Here is a 16,613-nt window from a genome sequence, read left to right as displayed (position 1 = left end):
CCGAGAACGGGTCAGACGGCGCGGAGGACCGCGACCACGCGGCCGAGGACCTCGGCCTCGTCTCCCAGGATCGGCTCGAACGCGCTGTTGCGCGGGAGCAGCCAGGTGTGGCCGTCGCGCTGCCGGAAGACCTTGACCGTCGCCTCGCCGTCGAGCATGGCGGCGACGATCTCGCCGTTCTCGGCGGTGTGCTGAGCGCGGATGACGACCCAGTCGCCGTCGCAGATCGCGGCGTCGATCATCGACTCGCCCACGACCTTGAGCATGAAGAGCTCGCCCTTGCCCACCAGCTGGCGGGGGAGCGGGAAGACCTCGTCGACCATCTGGTCGGCCGTGATCGGGATGCCGGCGGCGATCCGCCCGACCATGGGCACCATGGCCGCATCGCCGACCGGGATGCTCGGCTCGGCGTCCTGCTCAACGCTCGACGGCGCGACGTCGATGAGAACCTCGAGGGCTCGAGGCCGGTTCGGGTCGCGCCGGAGGTAGCCGGAGAGCTCGAGCTGGTTGAGCTGGTGGGTCACGCTCGAGAGCGAGGAGAGCCCGACGGCGTCGCCGATCTCGCGCATGCTCGGCGGGTAGCCGCGGGTCGAGACCGACCGCTGGATCACCTCGAGGATGGCGTGCTGCTTGTCGCTGAGACTGGTGCGCCGCCTCGTCCCACTGCGTTCCGCGGTCATCGCCGTTCCCCCTGTTGCGCCCCTCGGCTCCCTGTCGGAGCCGATGTCGGTGGCTGCTGATTGCCTTACGGCGAACATCGAAACTGTATCCGGTCAGGCCTTCCGCGACAACGACATATTCGTGTGTGTCTTCGAACGGGCCCTGTGGAAACGCGGCGGATCTGATGCTTGCAGTGTTCGACGTTCGAAGATACGTTCGGAACACACTTCCGCGGGTGGCACTCCCGGCCGAGCGCCACCCGCGGGAACATCAAGGAGGAACCCGTGAGCAGCATCACCTTCGCCCCCGCTTCATTCGCGGCGCCGACGTCCGTCGCCCGCCCTCTGCGCATCACGCGCCGCGGCCGCATCGTCCTCGGCGCCCTGATCGCCGCCCCTCTCGTCGCCGGCCTCGTGGTCGCCTCGGTCAACGCCCCGGCCGTGGCCGGCAGCGAGTCCTCGTCGGCCACCTTCCAGACCGTCACCGTGGCGGCGGGCGAGTCGCTCTGGTCGATCGCCCAGCGCGTCGCCCCCAGTCGGACCCCCGCGAGGTCGTCGGCGAGCTCGAGCGCTTCAACGGCCTCGAGGACTCGGCCGTTCTTCCCGGCCAGACGCTGGCGATCCCGGCGCAGTACGCGCACTGAGGATTTCGAGGCGCCGTCCTTCGGCCGGCTCCTCAATCACCGCACGGGGTGAGGGGTGCGTCCCCGCATAGGATTCTTCGGTGACTTCGCTGGAGGACCTGCCGCTTCGGGACGACCTGCGAGGGCGTTCGCCGTACGGAGCTCCGCAGAAGGCCGTCCGCGTCGCCCTCAACGTCAACGAGAACACGCACGGGATCCCGGACGACGTCGCGGTGGACATCGTCGCCGCACTGGCCGAGGCCGTCACCACGCTCCACCGCTACCCGGATCGGGAGTTCACGGTGCTCCGCGAGCGGCTGGCGGGCTATCTGGGTCACGGGGTGGAGTCGACCCAGGTCTGGGCCGGAAACGGGTCCAACGAGGTCATCCAGCAGGTGCTGCAGGCCTTCGGCGGCCCCGGACGCTCCGTGCTCGGCTTCCTCCCACCTACTCCATGCACTCGATCCTCGCCGGCGCCACCGGCACGACCTGGGTCGAGGGCCGCCGGGACGCCGGCTTCGAGATCTCGCCGGACACGGTGGTGCGGGAGATCGAACGCATCTCACCCGACCTGGTGTTCCTCTGCGGCCCCAACAACCCGACCGGCACGGGGCTCGGCCTGGACACCATCCGGGCCGCCTACGACGCGACGGACGGCATCGTCTTCGTGGACGCCGCGTATGCGGAGTTCATGCCGACCGACGAGGAGAACGCCCTCTCACTCCTTCCGGGCCGCGAGCGGCTGATCGTCTCGCGCACCATGAGCAAGGCCTTCGCGTTCGCCGGCGCCCGCGTGGGCTACATGGCCGCGGACCCGGCCGTGGTCGACGCGCTGCGGCTGGTGCGGCTGCCCTATCACCTGTCCGCGCTCACCCAGGCGGCGGCCATCGCCGCCCTCGCCCACGCGGGCGAGATGCTCGCCATGGTCGACGAGATCAAGGCGCAGCGCGACCGCATCGGCCGGGAGCTGCCGGCGCTCGGGTTCTCCCCGTGGCCGAGCGAGGCCAACTTCGTCCTGTTCGGGGGCGTCGCCGACCCCGATCGCACCTGGGCCGACCTCCTCGAGAGGGACGTGCTCGTCCGCAACCTCAGCATCCCCAACACCCTGCGCGTGAGCGCAGGGACCGAGGCGGAGACCTCCGAGTTCCTCTCCGCCCTCGCCGGCGTGGGCGGCGCGGCGGCCTGACCCGGACTGGGGCGGCGCCCACCGCTCCCACGCCCCCGTAAAATCGAAGGATCATGGCTACCGGACAGCGGACCGCCCAGCTGGCGCGCGAGACGAGCGAGTCCTCCGTCGAGCTCTCGCTCGACCTCGACGGCAGCGGCCGCTCGCACATCTCGACGAGCGTTCCCTTCTTCGACCACATGCTGACGGCGTTCGCGAAGCACTCCCTGACCGACCTCGATGTGACTGCGAGCGGCGACACCGACATCGACGTGCACCACACCGTCGAGGACACCGGCATCGTGCTGGGCACCGCGATCCGTCAGGCGCTCGGCGACAAGGCGGGCATCGCGCGCTTCGGCGACGCGACCGTCCCCCTCGACGAGGCGCTCGCCCGCGCGGTCGTCGACATCTCCGGACGGCCGTACCTGGTCCACGGCGGCGAACCGGCCGGGTTCGAGCTCCACCTGATCGGCGGACACTTCACCGGATCGATGGTGCGGCACTTCTTCGAGGCGCTGACCTTCGCCGCAGGGCTGACCGTGCACCTCGACGTCCTCGCCGGACGCGACCCGCACCACATCGCCGAGGCGCAGTTCAAGGCGTTCGCCCGCGCGTTCCGCCAGGCGAAGGAGCTCGACCCGCGGGTCTCCGGCGTGCCGTCGACCAAGGGCGCGCTGTGACGAGCCCGTCCGTCGTCGTCCTCGACTACGGCAGCGGCAACGTGCACTCCGCGGTCAAGGCCCTGCAGCTGGCGGGTGCGGACGTGACGCTGACCGGGGACCGTTCGGCCGCTCTCGAGGCCGACGGCCTCGTGGTCCCCGGCGTCGGCGCCTTCGCGGCGGTCATGACGGCACTCCGGGATGCCCGCGGCGACGAGCTCATCGACCGGCGCCTCGCGGGAGGCCGGCCCGTGCTCGGCATCTGCGTCGGCATGCAGGTGATGTTCTCGCGCGGCGTCGAGCGGGGCGTCGACACCCCCGGGCTCGGCGAGTGGCCGGGGACGGTGGACGAGCTGCACGCTCCCGTCCTGCCCCACATCGGCTGGAACACGGTGGAGGCGCCGGAGGAGAGCGTGCTCTTCGAAGGGCTCCACGACGAGCGGTTCTACTTCGTCCACTCCTACGGCGCCCGGGAGTGGAGCCTCGAGATCGAGAAGCCGTTCCGTGCGCCGTCGGTCACGTGGGCCTCGCACGGGGAGCCGTTCGTCGCCGCCGTGGAGAACGGGCCGCTCTCGGCCACGCAGTTCCACCCGGAGAAGTCCGGGCAGGCGGGCATCCGCCTGCTGTCGAACTGGATCGGCAGCCTCGCGGCCTGATCCGCCGCCACCATCATCCCCATCCCTAGGAACCCATGAGTCCGTTCGCGACCAGTCCCGCACTCACCCTGCTCCCCGCCGTCGACGTCGCGGCGGGCAAGGCGGTCCGCCTCACCCAGGGCGAGAGCGGCAGTGAGACCGATTACGGCGACCCGGTCGACGCCGCCGCGGACTGGGTGAGCCAGGGCGCGGAGTGGATCCACCTCGTCGACCTGGACGCCGCGTTCGGGCGCGGGTCCAATGCCGCCGTGATCCGCCGGGTCATCCGCGCCGCGAAGCGCGTCAAGGTCGAGCTCTCCGGCGGTATCCGCGATGACGCCTCGCTGGACGCCGCACTCGAGACCGGTGCGACGCGCATCAACCTCGGCACAGCGGCTCTCGAGAACCCCGAGTGGGCCGCCTCCGTCATCGCGCAGTACGGCGAGGCGGTCGCCGTCGGGCTCGACGTGCGCGGGACCACGCTCGCCGCTCGCGGCTGGACGCGCGAGGGGGCGACCTCTGGGAGGTGCTCGACCGCCTCGAGGACGCGGGCTGCGCCCGGTACGTCGTGACCGACGTCACCAAGGACGGAACCCTCCGCGGGCCGAATCTCGAGCTCCTCGAGGAGATCGCCCGCCGCACCGAGCGGCCCGTCGTCGCCTCCGGCGGCGTCTCGAGCCTCGACGACATCGCCGCGCTCCGGGAGCTCGTGCCCCTCGGCATCGAGGGCGCGATCGTCGGCAAGGCGCTCTACTCGGGCGCGTTCACGCTCGCCGAGGCGCTCGACGTCGCCGCCGGCTAGGCATGGCCCTCGCCGACTCGGCCGGTCAGCCGTGGGCCGGCCGGCACCTTTCGACCCCCGCCTTCGACGGCGATGACGGCAGCGCGCCGCCCGCGCTGCTCGCCGCGCTGACCGCGTTCCGCGCCGGGGCCGGGTCCGCCGCGGAGGTCGTCGACGCGGCTCGCGGAGTGCGGCTGCTGGTGCCCCTGCTCGCCCGGCTGGGGAGTCCGGCATCGGCCCGACCGGCCTGCGCGTCGACAAGAGCGCCGAGCTCGCCCTGGTCACAGTCGCCGGGCCCGACGGCCGCACCGTGCTGCCCGCCTTCACCTCGGTCGATGCCATGCGCGCGTGGAATCCGAAGGCCCGGCCCATCCCCGCCGAGAGCGAGCGCATCGCCCTGGCCGCCGCCGCGGAGGGGACCGACCTCCTCGTTCTCGACCCCCTGTCGGACACCGAGTTCGTGCTGCGCCGGCCCGCCGTCGAGGCGCTCGGCCGCGGCACCCCTGGCGTCCGCCGGCCGAGGACCCCGAGCTGGAGCAGGAGTTCCGGCGCCTCTCCACGGAGCCCGACGTGCTCGGACTGCGCCTGCTGAACGGCGACCCCGGCGCCCGGCTGCAGGGCCCGGAGCTGCGGGTCGAGCTGCGGCTCGCGAACGGGCTCGACCGGGAGGGGCTGGAACGGCTGATCGGCCGACTCGGTGCGGCCTGGTCCGGCAGCAGGCTCATCGCCGACCGGGTGGATTCACTCACGGTCGCTGTGCTCCCGCCAGGGCCATCCGGCACTTGATCCCTCAGGGGCCCGAGACGAGAGTCGAAGGCGCCATGGATGCCGACGACGCCGTTCTCGATTCCGCTGCCGCTCACGCTCGACGCTGGCTCTCCGGCCTCGACGAGCGCCGCATTCCCGCAGCCGGCACCGCCGAGGACGCGGCGGCGCGCCTCGGGACGGAGCTGCCCGAGCGGGGCAGCCCGGCGGCACAGGTGCTCGAGCGGCTGGTCGCCGCCGTCGAGCCCGGCCTGATGGCGAGCGCATCCGGGCGCTTCTACGGCTGGGTGATGGGGTCGACCTTGCCGGCGGCCATCGCGGCCGACTGGCTGGTCTCGGCCTGGGACCAGAACGCCGGGATGCGCGACGCGACCCCGGGCGTGGTCGCGGCGGAGGAGGTCGCGGCGTCGTGGCTCGTCCGGCTGCTGCGATTCCCCGACGAACCGGCGGTCGGCTTCACCACGGGGGCCACCACCGCGAACTTCGCCTGCCTCGCGGCCGCGCGGGGGCGAGTGCTTGCGAGGGCCGGCTGGGATCTCAACGAGGGGCTGTTCGGGGCCCCGCGCATCCGCGTGCTGGTCGGCGCGGAGCGGCACAGCTCGGTGGACCTGGCGCTGCGCTACCTCGGCCTGGGCGTCGCGGAGGCGGTCGGGGTCGACGCGCAGGGGCGCCTCGACGCCGCCCAGCTGCGTGAGGCGCTGGTGGGCTGGCACGGGCCCACGATCGTCTGCCTGCAGGCGGGGAACATCCACTCCGGCGCCTTCGACCCGTTCGAGGAGGCCATCGACGCCGCGCACCGGGTCGGCGCCTGGGTGCACGTGGACGGCGCCTTCGGGCTGTGGGCCGCCGCGACGCCGACGCTGCGGCACCTCGTCGCAGGGCTCGATGAGGCCGACTCCTGGGCCACCGACGCCCACAAGACCCTCAACACCCCGTACGACTGCGGCATCGCCCTCGTCGAGGACGGCGACGCCCTCCGGGCGGCGATGGGCGTGCACGCGAGCTACCTGCTGACGTCGGCGTCCTCCGTCGACCCCTTCGAGCAGGTGCCGGAGATGTCCCGCCGCGCCCGGGGCGTGCCGGTGTGGGTCGCCCTCGCCACGCTCGGCGCGGAGGGCGTGCGGGGACTCGTGGAGGGGCTGGTCGAGTCGGCGCAGGCCCTGGCCGAGGGGCTGAGGCGCATCCCGGGAGTGCGCGTGCTCAACGACGTCGTGTACACGCAGGTGAGCGTCGCGTTCGAGTCGGACGAGCGGACCCGGGAGGTCTACCGCCGGCTGGTGACCGAGGGCACCGTGATGCCGTCGGCGAGCGTGTGGCACGACGAGGCCGTGATCCGGTTCTCGGTGAGCTCCTGGCGGACCGGATCGGCCGAGGTCGCGGAGACGCTGGCCGCCGTGGAGCGCGCGGCGCTCGTCGGCGTCGCGGTCAGATGACGGAGCCGGTGTACTTCTCGCCCGGGCCGGCCCCCGGCGCGTCCGGGTAGGCGGACGCCTCGCGGAAGGCCAGCTGCACCGAGCGCAGCCCGTCGCGGAGCGCACGGGCGTGGTGGTCGCCCAGGTACGGCGCACTGGCCGTGACGAGCCCGGCGAGCGCGTCGATGAGCTTGCGCGCCTCGTCCAGGTCCGTGGTCGCGTCCGGCTCGTCGCCAAGACCGCACTTCACGGCCGCGGCGCTGAGCAGGTGCACGGCCACGGTGTTGATGACCTCGACGGCGGGCACGTCGGCGATGTCGCGGACGTACTCGCCCGCGGTCTCGGGCGCCGGATCCGCCGAGTCGAGGTAGGGCGAGAACGGCTCGTCGGCGGCCGAATCGTGCTGCGGAGCGTCGGACATGGCGGATCCCTTCGATCGGTCGTGGACAGCCCTCCCGCACCGACGAGGGCGACCCCTTCGATCGCCGGGCGCGCTCTGCTATCCTTGTGCGGGCCCCGGGAGCGATCCCGGACAGAAAAGTGGAGAAGATCTCCCACCCGCGTCGACCGCTTCATCAGGTTACCGGGTCTTAGGCACTCCCTTCGCAGTGGTCGGAACAGACCGCGCGAGGTGTCGGGTGCCGGAGTGCGCGCGCACGCGTGCAGGAAATCCGCTCTGCTCTTCTCGGCCGATCCGTGCCCACCGCACGGACGCGAAGAAAGAGTGAAGGAGCAGCGCATCAGCGATCCCCGTACCAACGACCGCATCCGAGTGCCGGAAGTCCGGCTCGTCGGGCCGGCAGGCGAGCAGGTCGGCATCGTGTCGATCGACGTCGCCCTCCGGCTCGCCCGCGAGGCGGACCTCGACCTCGTCGAGGTCGCCCCGAACTCTCGGCCGCCGGTCGCGAAGATCATGGACTACGGGAAGTTCAAGTACGAGACGGCGCAGAAGGCCAAGGAGGCCCGTCGCAACCAGGCGAACACCATCCTCAAGGAGGTCCGGTTCCGCCTGAAGATCGACAACCACGACTACGAGACCAAGCGCAAGCGCGCGGAGGGCTTCTTGAAGGCGGGGGACAAGGTCAAGGCGATGATCCTCTTCCGCGGTCGTGAGCAGTCGAGGCCCGAGCAGGGCGTGCGACTGCTGCAGCGTTTCGCCGAGGACGTCAGCGAGTTCGGGTCGGTCGAGTCCACCCCGACGATCGACGGCCGCAACATGGTGATGATCATCGGACCCATGAAGAACAAGGCGGATGCCAAGGCCGAGGCCCAGGCCCGCAAGACCAGCAGCAGGACGGCGGACACCTCCGCCGCCCCAGAGACCTCCGGCGCCGAGCCCTCGGCCGCCGCGACACCCAAGGAGACCAATGCCTAAGCAGAAGACCCACTCCGGGGCCAAGAAGCGCTTCAAGCTCACCGGCAGCGGCAAGCTCATGAAGCAGCAGGCGGGCCTTCGCCACAACTTCGAGGGCAAGCCCACGAAGCGCACCCGCCGTCTCGGCCAGGACCAGGTCCTGTCCGCGCCGGACACCAAGGTCGCCAAGAAGCTCCTCGGCCTCTGAGCCGCCCAACCCCTTAGAAGGACGAAGAAATGGCAAGAGTCAAGCGGGCCGTCAACGCCCACAAGAAGCGCCGGGTCATCCTCGAGCGCGCCGAGGGCTACCGCGGCCAGCGTTCGCGCCTCTACCGCAAGGCGAAGGAGCAGGTCACCCACTCCCTCGTCTACGCGTACCGCGACCGCCGCGCCAAGAAGGGCGACTTCCGCCGCCTCTGGATCCAGCGGATCAACGCCGCCGCCCGCGCGCAGGGCCTCACCTACAACCGGTTCATTCAGGGCCTCGGCCTCGCCGGCATCGAGGTGGACCGCCGCATCCTGGCCGACCTCGCCGTGAACGAGCCCGCGACTTTCGCCGGTCTCGTGGAGGCCGCTCGCGCGGCGCTCCCCGCGGACACCTCCGCCCCGGCGGCTCCCGCCGCGTAACACCCTCGAACTGCCCAGTTCTGCAGCATCTCCTCCGGAATCGCCGCAGAACTGGGCAGTTCGGCGTTTAAGTAGGCTGGTCGGATGCTCGAGAACCCCCGGTCGCCGCGCGTTCGGGCCGTCGCCAAGCTGAGCGGCAAGCCGGCGCGCACCGACACCGGCACCTTCCTCCTCGAGGGACCGCAGGCCGTCCGCGAGGCGCTCACCTGGCGCCCCGAGCTCCTCGTCGAGGTGTTCGCGACGCCGACCGCGGTCGAGCGGCACCCCGAGATCGCCGACCTGGCTTCCGCCGCCGACGTCGAGCTCGAGTTCGTCGCCGAGGCGGTGCTCGACGCGATGGCCGACACGGTGACGCCGCAGGGCTTCGTCGCCGTGTGCGAGCAGTTCCCCACCTCCGCCCGCGCGATCTTCGCGGACGGACCCCGCCTCATCGCGATCCTCGAGGAGGTGCGCGACCCGGGCAACGCCGGCACCATCATCCGGGCGGCGGACGCCGCGGGCGTCGACGGCGTCGTGCTCACGGGCCGGTCGGTCGACCTGTACAACCCGAAGGTGGTCCGCGCCACCACGGGCTCGCTGTTCCACCTGCCGGTCGCGATCGGCGTCGATCTCGCGACCACGGTGGGGCGCGCCCGGGAGGCAGGCCTCCAGGTGCTGGGCGCCGACATCAAGGGCTCCGATCTACTGGCCGCTCGCCAGGAAGGCGCTCTCGCCGCGCCGACTGCCTGGGTGTTCGGCAACGAGGCCCGGGGACTGGATGACGCCGACCTCGCCCTCCTCGATCGCTCGCTCGCCGTGCCGATCTACGGCTCGGCCGAGTCGATGAACCTCGCGACCGCCGCCTCCGTCTGCCTCTACGAGAGCGCCTTCGCCCTCCGCGGCTGACCCCGGTCGGCGCCCACCGGGCCCCTCCTCTCGCCCAGCAGGCACTTTCCGTCTCGGGCAGGGCGGATGGAGCTCTTCAGGCCTGCTGAACACGGAATCCGCCTGCCGAGCGCGGGGGAGTGGGGCCGGTCCACGCCGCGGAGGTCCCGACGGCGACTCGGTAGACTCGTCCACCGTGTCCGACGCGCCCTCTGCCGCCCCTGACGGCGGCAACCCCATCTCTCCCGACGCGGTCGAGGCGGCCGTCACGGCCGCGCTCGTGGCGATCGAGTCCGCCACCACGACCGCGGAGCTGAAGGCCGCCCGCACCGCGCACGCGGGGAGGGCTCGCCGCTCGCGAAGCTCAACTCGCTCCTCCGTTCGGTCCCCGGGCCGGAGAAGGCGGCGACCGGGAAGCTCGTCGGCGGCGCCCGCGGACGCGTGAACCAGGCGATCGCCGCCCGGGAGGCGGAGCTGGCCGAGGCAGAGACCGCCGCCCGCCTCGCCGCGGAGCGCGTCGACGTCACTGCGGCGTCCACCCGCTGGCAGCCGGGCTCCCGGCACCCGCTGAGCCTCCTCCAGGAGGAGGTCGCCGACATCTTCGTCGGCATGGGCTGGGAGATCGCGGAGGGCCCCGAGCTCGAGCACGAGTGGTTCAACTTCGACGCCCTCAACTTCGACGAGGACCACCCCGCCCGGGCCATGCAGGACACGTTCTTCGTCGACCCGCCCGAGCGGCACCTCGTGCTGCGCACGCACACGTCGCCGGTGCAGGTCCGCTCGCTCCTCGAGCGGCCGCTGCCCGTCTACGTCCTCTGCCCGGGCCGGGTCTACCGCACCGACGAGTTCGACGCGACGCACCTCCCCGTCTTCTCGCAGTTCGAGGGGCTCGCGATCGACAAGGGCCTGACGATGGCGCACCTCCGCGGGACCCTGGAGCACTTCGCGCGCATCATGTTCGGCGACGAGGCGAAGATCCGCCTGCGCCCCAACTACTTCCCGTTCACGGAGCCCTCCGCCGAGATGGACGTGTGGCAGCCGAACGCCAAGGGCGGCGCGCGCTGGGTGGAGTGGGGCGGCTGCGGCATGGTCAACCCCAACGTGCTCCGCGCCGCCGGCATCGACCCCGACGAGTACCAGGGCTTCGCGTTCGGCACCGGGATCGAGCGGACGCTCCAGTTCCGCAACGAGCTCAACGACATGCGGGACATGGCCGAGGGCGACGTCCGCTTCAGCGCCCAGTTCGGGATGGTGATCTGATGCGCGTCCCGATCAGCTGGCTGGCCGAGTACGTCGACCTGCCCGAGGGCACGACCGTCGCCGACCTGCATGCCGCCCTCGTCAAGGTGGGCCTCGAGGAGGAGGACGAGCACACGTTCGGGGTGAGCGGACCGGTCGTCGTCGGCGAGGTCCTCGAGTTCACGCCCGAGCCGCAGTCGAACGGCAAGACCATCCGCTGGTGCTCGGTGCGGGTCGCGCCCGAGGGACAGATGGCGGCCGACGGCGGCGCGGATGTCCGGGGCATCGTCTGCGGCGCCGGCAACTTCGAGGTCGGCGACAAGGTCGTCGTGACGCTGCCCGGATCGGTCCTGCCCGGGCCGTTCCCGATCGCCGCCCGCAAGACGTACGGCCACGTGTCCGACGGCATGATCGCCTCGGCCCGCGAGCTCGGCCTCGGCGAAGAGCACGACGGCATCCTGCGCCTCGCCACCCTCGGGCTCGACCCGGAGGTCGGCACCGACGCGCTGCAACTGCTGGGGCTCGACGACGCCGCCGTGGAGGTGAACGTCACGCCGGACCGCGGCTACGCGTTCTCCGTGCGCGGCATCGCCCGCGAGTACGCCCACTCGACGGGCGCCTCCTTCCGCGACCCGGCGGCCCTCCCCGTCCCCGCGACGGGCGAGGGGTTCTCCGTCACCATCGACGACCGCGCCCCGATCCGAGGCCAGGTCGGCGCGAGCGTCTTCGTCACACGGGTCGTCCGGGGCATCGACGCGACCCGGCCCACGCCGCCGTGGCTCGCCTCCCGTCTGCGGCTCGCGGGCGTGCGCTCCATCTCTCTGCCCGTCGACATCACCAACTACGTGATGTTCGAGCTGGGCCAGCCGATCCACGCCTACGACCTCGACCGGCTGCAGGGCGGCATCACCGTGCGCCGTGCGACCGAGGGCGAGAAGCTCACGACGCTCGACGGCCAGGTCCGGACGCTGTCGGCGGAGGACCTGCTGATCACCGACGACTCGGGCCCGATCGGCCTCGCGGGCGTCATGGGCGGTGCCACGACCGAGGTGTCGGACGCCACCCGGGACGTGCTCATCGAGGCGGCGAACTTCGACCCCGTGTCGATCGCGCGCACGGCTCGCCGGCACAAGCTGCCGAGCGAGGCCTCCAAGCGCTTCGAGCGCGGGGTGGACCCCGCCGTGGCGGATGCCGCCGCCGCGCGCGTCGTGCAGCTGCTCGTCGACCTCGCGGGAGGAACGGCCGACCCGCTCGGCTCGACCCACCGCACGACGCAGCCGCCCGCGCCCATCCGCCTGCCCGACGGCTTCGTGGCCCGGCTGATCGGCGTCGAGTACGGGCAGGACGAGATCCGCTCGGCCCTCGCCGAGATCGGGGCGCAGGTCGAGGAGGCCGAGGGCGGCCTCTCCGTCACGCCGCCGACCTGGCGTCCCGACCTCACCGACGCCCCCTCGCTCGCCGAGGAGGTCGCGCGGCTGGCCGGCTACGACCGGATCCCGTCCGTGCTGCCCGTGGCTCCGCCGGGGCGCGGGCTCACCCGGGGCCAGAAGCTCCGCCGCGCCGTCGCGCAGATCCTCGCGGCGAACGGCGGCGTCGAGGTGCTCGCCTTCCCGTTCGTCGGGAAGGACCGCAACGACCGGTTCGGCGCGCCCGAGGCCGGCGAGGTGCCAGCCATCCGCCTCGCGAACCCGCTGGACGGCGAGGCGCCCTACCTGCGCACCTCGCTGCTGCCGGGCCTCGTCGAGATCGCGCACCGCAATCGCGCCCGCGGCTTCGCGGATGTGGCGCTCTTCGAGATCGGGTCCGTCTTCCGCCCCGAGGCCGGGGTCACGTACGGGACCGCCGGCATCCCGCCCATCGCCGCACTCCCCACGCACGCCGTGCTGGAGGAGATCCAGGCCGGCATCCCGCCGCAGCCCCGCCACGTCGCGACGCTGCGGATGGGCTCGGCCGTTCCGAAGCAGCCCGGCCAGGAGGCCGTGCCGGCCGACTGGCGGGACGCGCTGACGAGCGTGGAGCAGGTCGCGGCCGCCCTGCGCGTGCGCATCCGGCCCGTGCGGGGCACGCACCAGGCCCTCCATCCCGGCCGGACCGCCCGTCTCATGGCCGACGGCCCGTCGGGGAGGAGACGGTCGGCTGGGCCGGCGAGCTCCTGCCCGCCCTGGCCGAGGATGCCGACCTGCCGAGCGTCGTCGCCGTCGCCGAGCTCGACCTCGACCGGCTGCTGGCCCTCGCCGATCCGGACGCCCACGCGGTGCCGATCCGCGCGCTGCCCGCAGCGACGCAGGACCTCTCACTGGTCGTGGCGGTCGAGGTGCCCGCCGCCGACGTGCGTGCCGCGGTCGCCGAGGGTGCAGGGACTCTGCTCGAAGACATCCGGCTCGTCGACGACTATCGCGGCGCGGGCGTCCCGGAGGGGTCGAAGTCGCTCACGTTCGCGCTGCGCTTCCGCGCCGAGGACCGGACGCTCACCGCGGGGGAGGCGACCGAGGCGAAGCTCGCGGGCGTCGCCGTCGCGGCCGAGCGGCTCGGCGCCTCCCTCCGGGAGTAGCGCCGGCGCGGGTCCTGCGGACAACACACGACCGGGTGCGGGGGTGCGGATGTCCGCACGACCCGCGCCTGCTGTCGCCCCCCACGGCGGAGCGCCCCTCCCCGCGTGGCTAAGGTGGAATCCATGCCTCTGTCCGTTGCCGTAGCCGGGGCCTCCGGCTACGCCGGGGGCGAGCTGCTGCGGGTCCTCGCCGCTCATCCGGAGCTCGAGGTGCGCACCGTGACGGCGCACACGTCGGCCGGCCGGAGCATCGGCGAGGTCCAGCCCCACCTGCGGTCCCTCGCCGACCTGGTGCTCGCGGAGACGACGCCGGAGACGCTCGCGGGACACGATGTGGTCGCGCTCGCGCTGCCGCACGGGGCGTCCGCCGCGCTCACCGCTCAGCTCCCGGCCGACACGATCGTCGTGGACTGCGGCGCCGACCACCGGCTCGAGTCCGCGGCGGACTGGGCAGCGTTCTACTCCGGCGAGCACGCCGAGGCGTGGGCGTACGGCGTGCCGGAGCTTCCCCTTCGCACAGCGGACGGGGCCGGCAAGCAGCGCGACCGGCTGGCCGGCGCGACCCGCATCGCGGCGCCCGGGTGCAATGCGAGCACCGTCGCACTCTCCCTGGCGCCCGGGATCGCGGCCGGCGTGATCGAGCCCACCGACCTCGTCAGCGTCCTCGCCGTGGGTCCGTCCGGCGCGGGCAAGACCCTGAAGCCCCACCTGCTGGCCGCGGAGGTGCTCGGCAGCGCGAATCCGTACGCCGTCGGCGGCACGCACCGGCACATCCCGGAGATCCTGCAGGCGATCCGCTGGGCGGGCGCCTCGGAGGCCACCCTGTCCTTCACGCCGGTCATCGTCCCCATGTCCCGTGGCATCCTCGCGACCTCCACTGCCCGGCTCGCCCCCGGCGTGAGCGCGGCGGAGGTGCGCGCGGCCTGGGAGCTGGCCTACGCGGGGGAGCCGTTCGTGCAGCTCCTGCCGGCCGGATCCTTCCCCCGCACCGCGGACGTCCTCGGCGCCAACACGGCGCTGCTCGGGCTCGCCGTCGACGAGGCCGCCGGACGCGTGGTGGTCGTCGCCGCGGTCGACAACCTGATGAAGGGCACGGCCGGCGCCGCAGTCCAGTCGCTGAACCTGGCCCTCGGCTTCCCGGAGACCCTCGGCCTGACCATGGACGGGGTAGCACCGTGAGCGTCACCGCGCCCGCCGGCTTCGAGGCAGCCGGTGTGGCCGCCGGCCTCAAGACCACCGGCAAGCCCGACCTGGCGCTCGTGGTCAACCGCGGGCCCCTCCAGCACGCCGCCGCCGTGTTCACGAGCAATCGCGCCAAGGCCAACCCGATCCTCTGGTCGCAGCAGGCCATCGCCGACGGCACTGCCTCAGCAGTCGTGCTGAACTCCGGCGGAGCGAACTGCTTCACGGGCGCCCAGGGCTTCCAGACCACGCACGCGACCGCCGAGGCCGCCGCTGGCGCGCTCCAGGTGTCGGCCGGCGACGTGCTCGTGTGCTCGACCGGACTCATCGGCGACCAGCTCGACCGCGCCAAGGTCCTCGCCGGCGTGGAGGCCGCGGTCGCCGCGCTGACCGCGGACGGCGGCGACGATGCGGCGCGCGCCATCATGACCACCGACACCGTGCCCAAGACGACCGTGGTGTCCCGCGACGGCTGGAGCATCGGCGGGATGGCGAAGGGCGCCGGGATGCTCGCACCCGGCGTCGCGACGATGCTCGTCGTGATCACGACCGACGCGGCGCTGGAGCCGCCCGCGCTGGACGCTGCGCTGCGGTCGGCCACGCGCGTCACGTTCGACCGGCTCGACTCCGACGGGTGCATGTCGACCAACGACCAGGTCACCCTGCTCGCCTCCGGCGCATCGGGCATCACGCCCGACCCCGCCGAGTTCGCCGCAGCGCTCACCGAGGCGTGCGCCGACCTCGCGCGGCAGCTCCAGCACGATGCGGAGGGCGCCGCGCACGACATCGCCATCCGGGTCGTCGGCGCGGTCACCGAGGACGAGGCCGTCGAGGTGGCGCGCTCGGTCGCCCGCAACAACCTGTTCAAGACCGCAGTGTTCGGCAACGACCCCAACTGGGGGCGCGTCCTCGCCGCGATCGGCACGACCTCGGCGGAGTTCGATCCCTACGCGGTCGATGTGTCGATGAACGGCGTGCGGGTCTGCTCCGCCGGCGGCCCCGACCGTCCGCGCACCGAGGTGGACCTCACCCCGCGCGCGGTCGACGTGCTCATCGACCTGCACGCCGGCGGCGCCACCGCCACGGTGCTCACCAACGACCTCACGCACGACTACGTGCACGAGAACAGCGCCTACTCGAGCTGACCATGGCCGCCGACAACCTCCCCGTCCAGGACGTGAGCCCCGCCGAGGCCGCGGCGAAGGCCGCGACCCTCATCGAGTCCCTGCCCTGGCTCATGCGGTTCGCGGGCCAGATCATCGTGGTCAAGTTCGGCGGCAATGCGATGGAGGACCCCGGGCTGATGCGGGCGTTCGCCGAGGACATGGTCTACCTGCGCTACGCCGGCATCCGGCCCGTCGTCGTGCACGGGGAGGCCCGCAGATCACCGCGATGCTCGAGCGCCTCGACATCCCGAGCGAGTTCCGCGGCGGGTACCGGGTCACGACGCCCGAGGTCATGGAGGTCGTTCGGATGGTGCTCACCGGCTCGGTCAGCCGCGACATCGTCGGCCTGATCAACGAGCACGGCCCCCTCGCCGCCGCCGTCTCCGGCGAGGACGCCGGCCTGTTCACGGGCCGGCGCCGGGGTGCTGTCGTCGACGGAGCGGAGGTCGACCTCGGCCTGGTGGGCGATGTCGTGTCGGTCGATCCCGACCCGATCTTCGCGCTGCTCGAGTCCGGCCACATCCCCGTCGTGTCCTCGATCGCGCCGGACGGCGCCGAGCCGGGGCAGTCGCTCAACGTGAACGCCGACTCCGCGGCCGCCGCCCTGGCGGTCGCGGTGCGCGCGGCGAAGCTCGTCATCCTCACGAACGTGCCGGGGCTCTACAGCGACTGGCCCGACCGCGGGTCGCTCGTCTCGCACCTGACGGCTGCGGAGCTCGGCGCGCTGCTGCCGAGCCTCGACGCGGGGATGATCCCCAAGATGGCCGCGTGCCTCGAGGCGGTCGAGAACGGCGTCGAGAAGGCGGCCGTCATCGACGGCCGCGTGCCGCACTCGGTCCTGCTCGAGATCTTCACGGGCAGCGGAATCGGAACGGAGGTCGTGCCGTGAGGCACATCGCGGAGGCCGCAGAGGCCTACACCGAACGTC

General features: G+C 72.7%; 14 protein-coding genes and 5 pseudogenes. 17 read left to right on the top strand and 2 right to left on the bottom strand.

The window, feature by feature from the left end; all coding sequences use genetic code 11:
* Positions 1-11 precede the first annotated feature (11 nt).
* A complete protein-coding gene (lexA, locus tag QUE51_RS16725) occupies positions 12-680 on the bottom strand; it encodes a transcriptional repressor LexA (RefSeq protein ID WP_286277455.1) in 669 nt (222 codons plus the stop codon).
* 264 nt (positions 681-944) lie between these two features.
* Here lexA and QUE51_RS16720 point away from each other — a divergent pair, with 264 nt between their 5' ends.
* From QUE51_RS16720 to QUE51_RS16685, 8 genes and pseudogenes are all read left to right on the top strand, one after another.
* On the top strand, positions 945-1,355 hold the full coding sequence (locus tag QUE51_RS16720) for a hypothetical protein (RefSeq protein ID WP_286277454.1): 411 nt from the start codon (positions 945-947) through the stop codon (positions 1,353-1,355).
* 28 nt (positions 1,356-1,383) lie between these two features.
* Positions 1,384-2,468: pseudogene (locus tag QUE51_RS16715) on the top strand (histidinol-phosphate transaminase).
* A 53-nt stretch (positions 2,469-2,521) separates the two neighbouring features.
* Entirely contained in the window at positions 2,522-3,130 is a 609-nt protein-coding gene (gene hisB / locus QUE51_RS16710) for an imidazoleglycerol-phosphate dehydratase HisB (RefSeq protein WP_286277453.1), read from the top strand.
* Positions 3,127-3,765: an imidazole glycerol phosphate synthase subunit HisH gene (hisH, locus tag QUE51_RS16705; RefSeq protein WP_286277452.1), complete on the top strand. Its 639-nt coding sequence runs from the start codon at positions 3,127-3,129 to the stop codon at positions 3,763-3,765. Before hisB ends, hisH begins: the two co-directional genes overlap by 4 nt.
* Positions 3,766-3,800: 35 nt before the next feature.
* Positions 3,801-4,546, top strand: a pseudogene (gene priA, locus QUE51_RS16700) (bifunctional 1-(5-phosphoribosyl)-5-((5-phosphoribosylamino)methylideneamino)imidazole-4-carboxamide isomerase/phosphoribosylanthranilate isomerase PriA).
* A 211-nt stretch (positions 4,547-4,757) separates the two neighbouring features.
* A complete protein-coding gene (locus QUE51_RS16695; protein ID WP_350226792.1) occupies positions 4,758-5,117 on the top strand; it encodes an SseB family protein in 360 nt (119 codons plus the stop codon).
* Positions 5,096-5,311 (top strand): hypothetical protein, encoded by a 216-nt coding sequence (locus tag QUE51_RS16690; protein WP_286277451.1) that lies wholly within the window; start codon positions 5,096-5,098, stop codon positions 5,309-5,311. Before QUE51_RS16695 ends, QUE51_RS16690 begins: the two co-directional genes overlap by 22 nt.
* Before the next feature lie 35 nt (positions 5,312-5,346).
* Complete coding sequence (locus QUE51_RS16685; RefSeq protein ID WP_286277450.1) at positions 5,347-6,723, top strand: pyridoxal phosphate-dependent decarboxylase family protein; 1,377 nt, start codon at positions 5,347-5,349, stop codon at positions 6,721-6,723.
* Here QUE51_RS16685 and QUE51_RS16680 read toward each other — a convergent pair.
* Positions 6,716-7,123 carry a DUF1844 domain-containing protein gene (locus tag QUE51_RS16680; RefSeq protein ID WP_286277449.1) on the bottom strand — a complete coding sequence of 136 codons (408 nt, stop codon included), beginning with the start codon at positions 7,121-7,123 and terminating at the stop codon, positions 6,716-6,718. The genes QUE51_RS16685 and QUE51_RS16680 overlap by 8 nt on opposite strands.
* A gap of 303 nt (positions 7,124-7,426) precedes the next feature.
* Here QUE51_RS16680 and infC point away from each other — a divergent pair, with 303 nt between their 5' ends.
* From infC to argB, 9 genes and pseudogenes are all read left to right on the top strand, one after another.
* Positions 7,427-8,077: a translation initiation factor IF-3 gene (infC, locus tag QUE51_RS16675; protein ID WP_286277448.1), complete on the top strand. Its 651-nt coding sequence runs from the start codon at positions 7,427-7,429 to the stop codon at positions 8,075-8,077.
* A complete protein-coding gene (gene rpmI / locus QUE51_RS16670; RefSeq protein WP_286277447.1) occupies positions 8,070-8,264 on the top strand; it encodes a 50S ribosomal protein L35 in 195 nt (64 codons plus the stop codon). Before infC ends, rpmI begins: the two co-directional genes overlap by 8 nt.
* Positions 8,265-8,293: 29 nt before the next feature.
* Positions 8,294-8,683 (top strand): 50S ribosomal protein L20, encoded by a 390-nt coding sequence (rplT, locus tag QUE51_RS16665; protein WP_286277446.1) that lies wholly within the window; start codon positions 8,294-8,296, stop codon positions 8,681-8,683.
* Positions 8,684-8,767: 84 nt separating this feature from the next.
* Entirely contained in the window at positions 8,768-9,568 is an 801-nt protein-coding gene (locus tag QUE51_RS16660; RefSeq protein WP_286277445.1) for a TrmH family RNA methyltransferase, read from the top strand.
* Between the two features lie 175 nt (positions 9,569-9,743).
* Positions 9,744-10,807 (top strand): annotated as a pseudogene (pheS, locus tag QUE51_RS16655) (phenylalanine--tRNA ligase subunit alpha).
* Positions 10,807-13,337 (top strand): annotated as a pseudogene (pheT, locus tag QUE51_RS16650) (phenylalanine--tRNA ligase subunit beta). Before pheS ends, pheT begins: the two co-directional pseudogenes overlap by 1 nt.
* Before the next feature lie 123 nt (positions 13,338-13,460).
* Positions 13,461-14,516: an N-acetyl-gamma-glutamyl-phosphate reductase gene (gene argC / locus QUE51_RS16645; protein ID WP_286277444.1), complete on the top strand. Its 1,056-nt coding sequence runs from the start codon at positions 13,461-13,463 to the stop codon at positions 14,514-14,516.
* Complete coding sequence (gene argJ / locus QUE51_RS16640; RefSeq protein ID WP_286277443.1) at positions 14,513-15,664, top strand: bifunctional glutamate N-acetyltransferase/amino-acid acetyltransferase ArgJ; 1,152 nt, start codon at positions 14,513-14,515, stop codon at positions 15,662-15,664. Before argC ends, argJ begins: the two co-directional genes overlap by 4 nt.
* Positions 15,665-15,666: 2 nt before the next feature.
* Positions 15,667-16,574, top strand: a pseudogene (gene argB, locus QUE51_RS16635) (acetylglutamate kinase).
* Positions 16,575-16,613: the final 39 nt, after the last annotated feature.

This window comes from Naasia aerilata, assembly GCF_030296595.1.
GTDB lineage: Bacteria > Actinomycetota > Actinomycetes > Actinomycetales > Microbacteriaceae > Naasia > Naasia aerilata.
The sequence above is the reverse complement of the archived record's forward strand: the minus strand, read 5'-3'. Positions and strand labels throughout refer to the sequence as shown.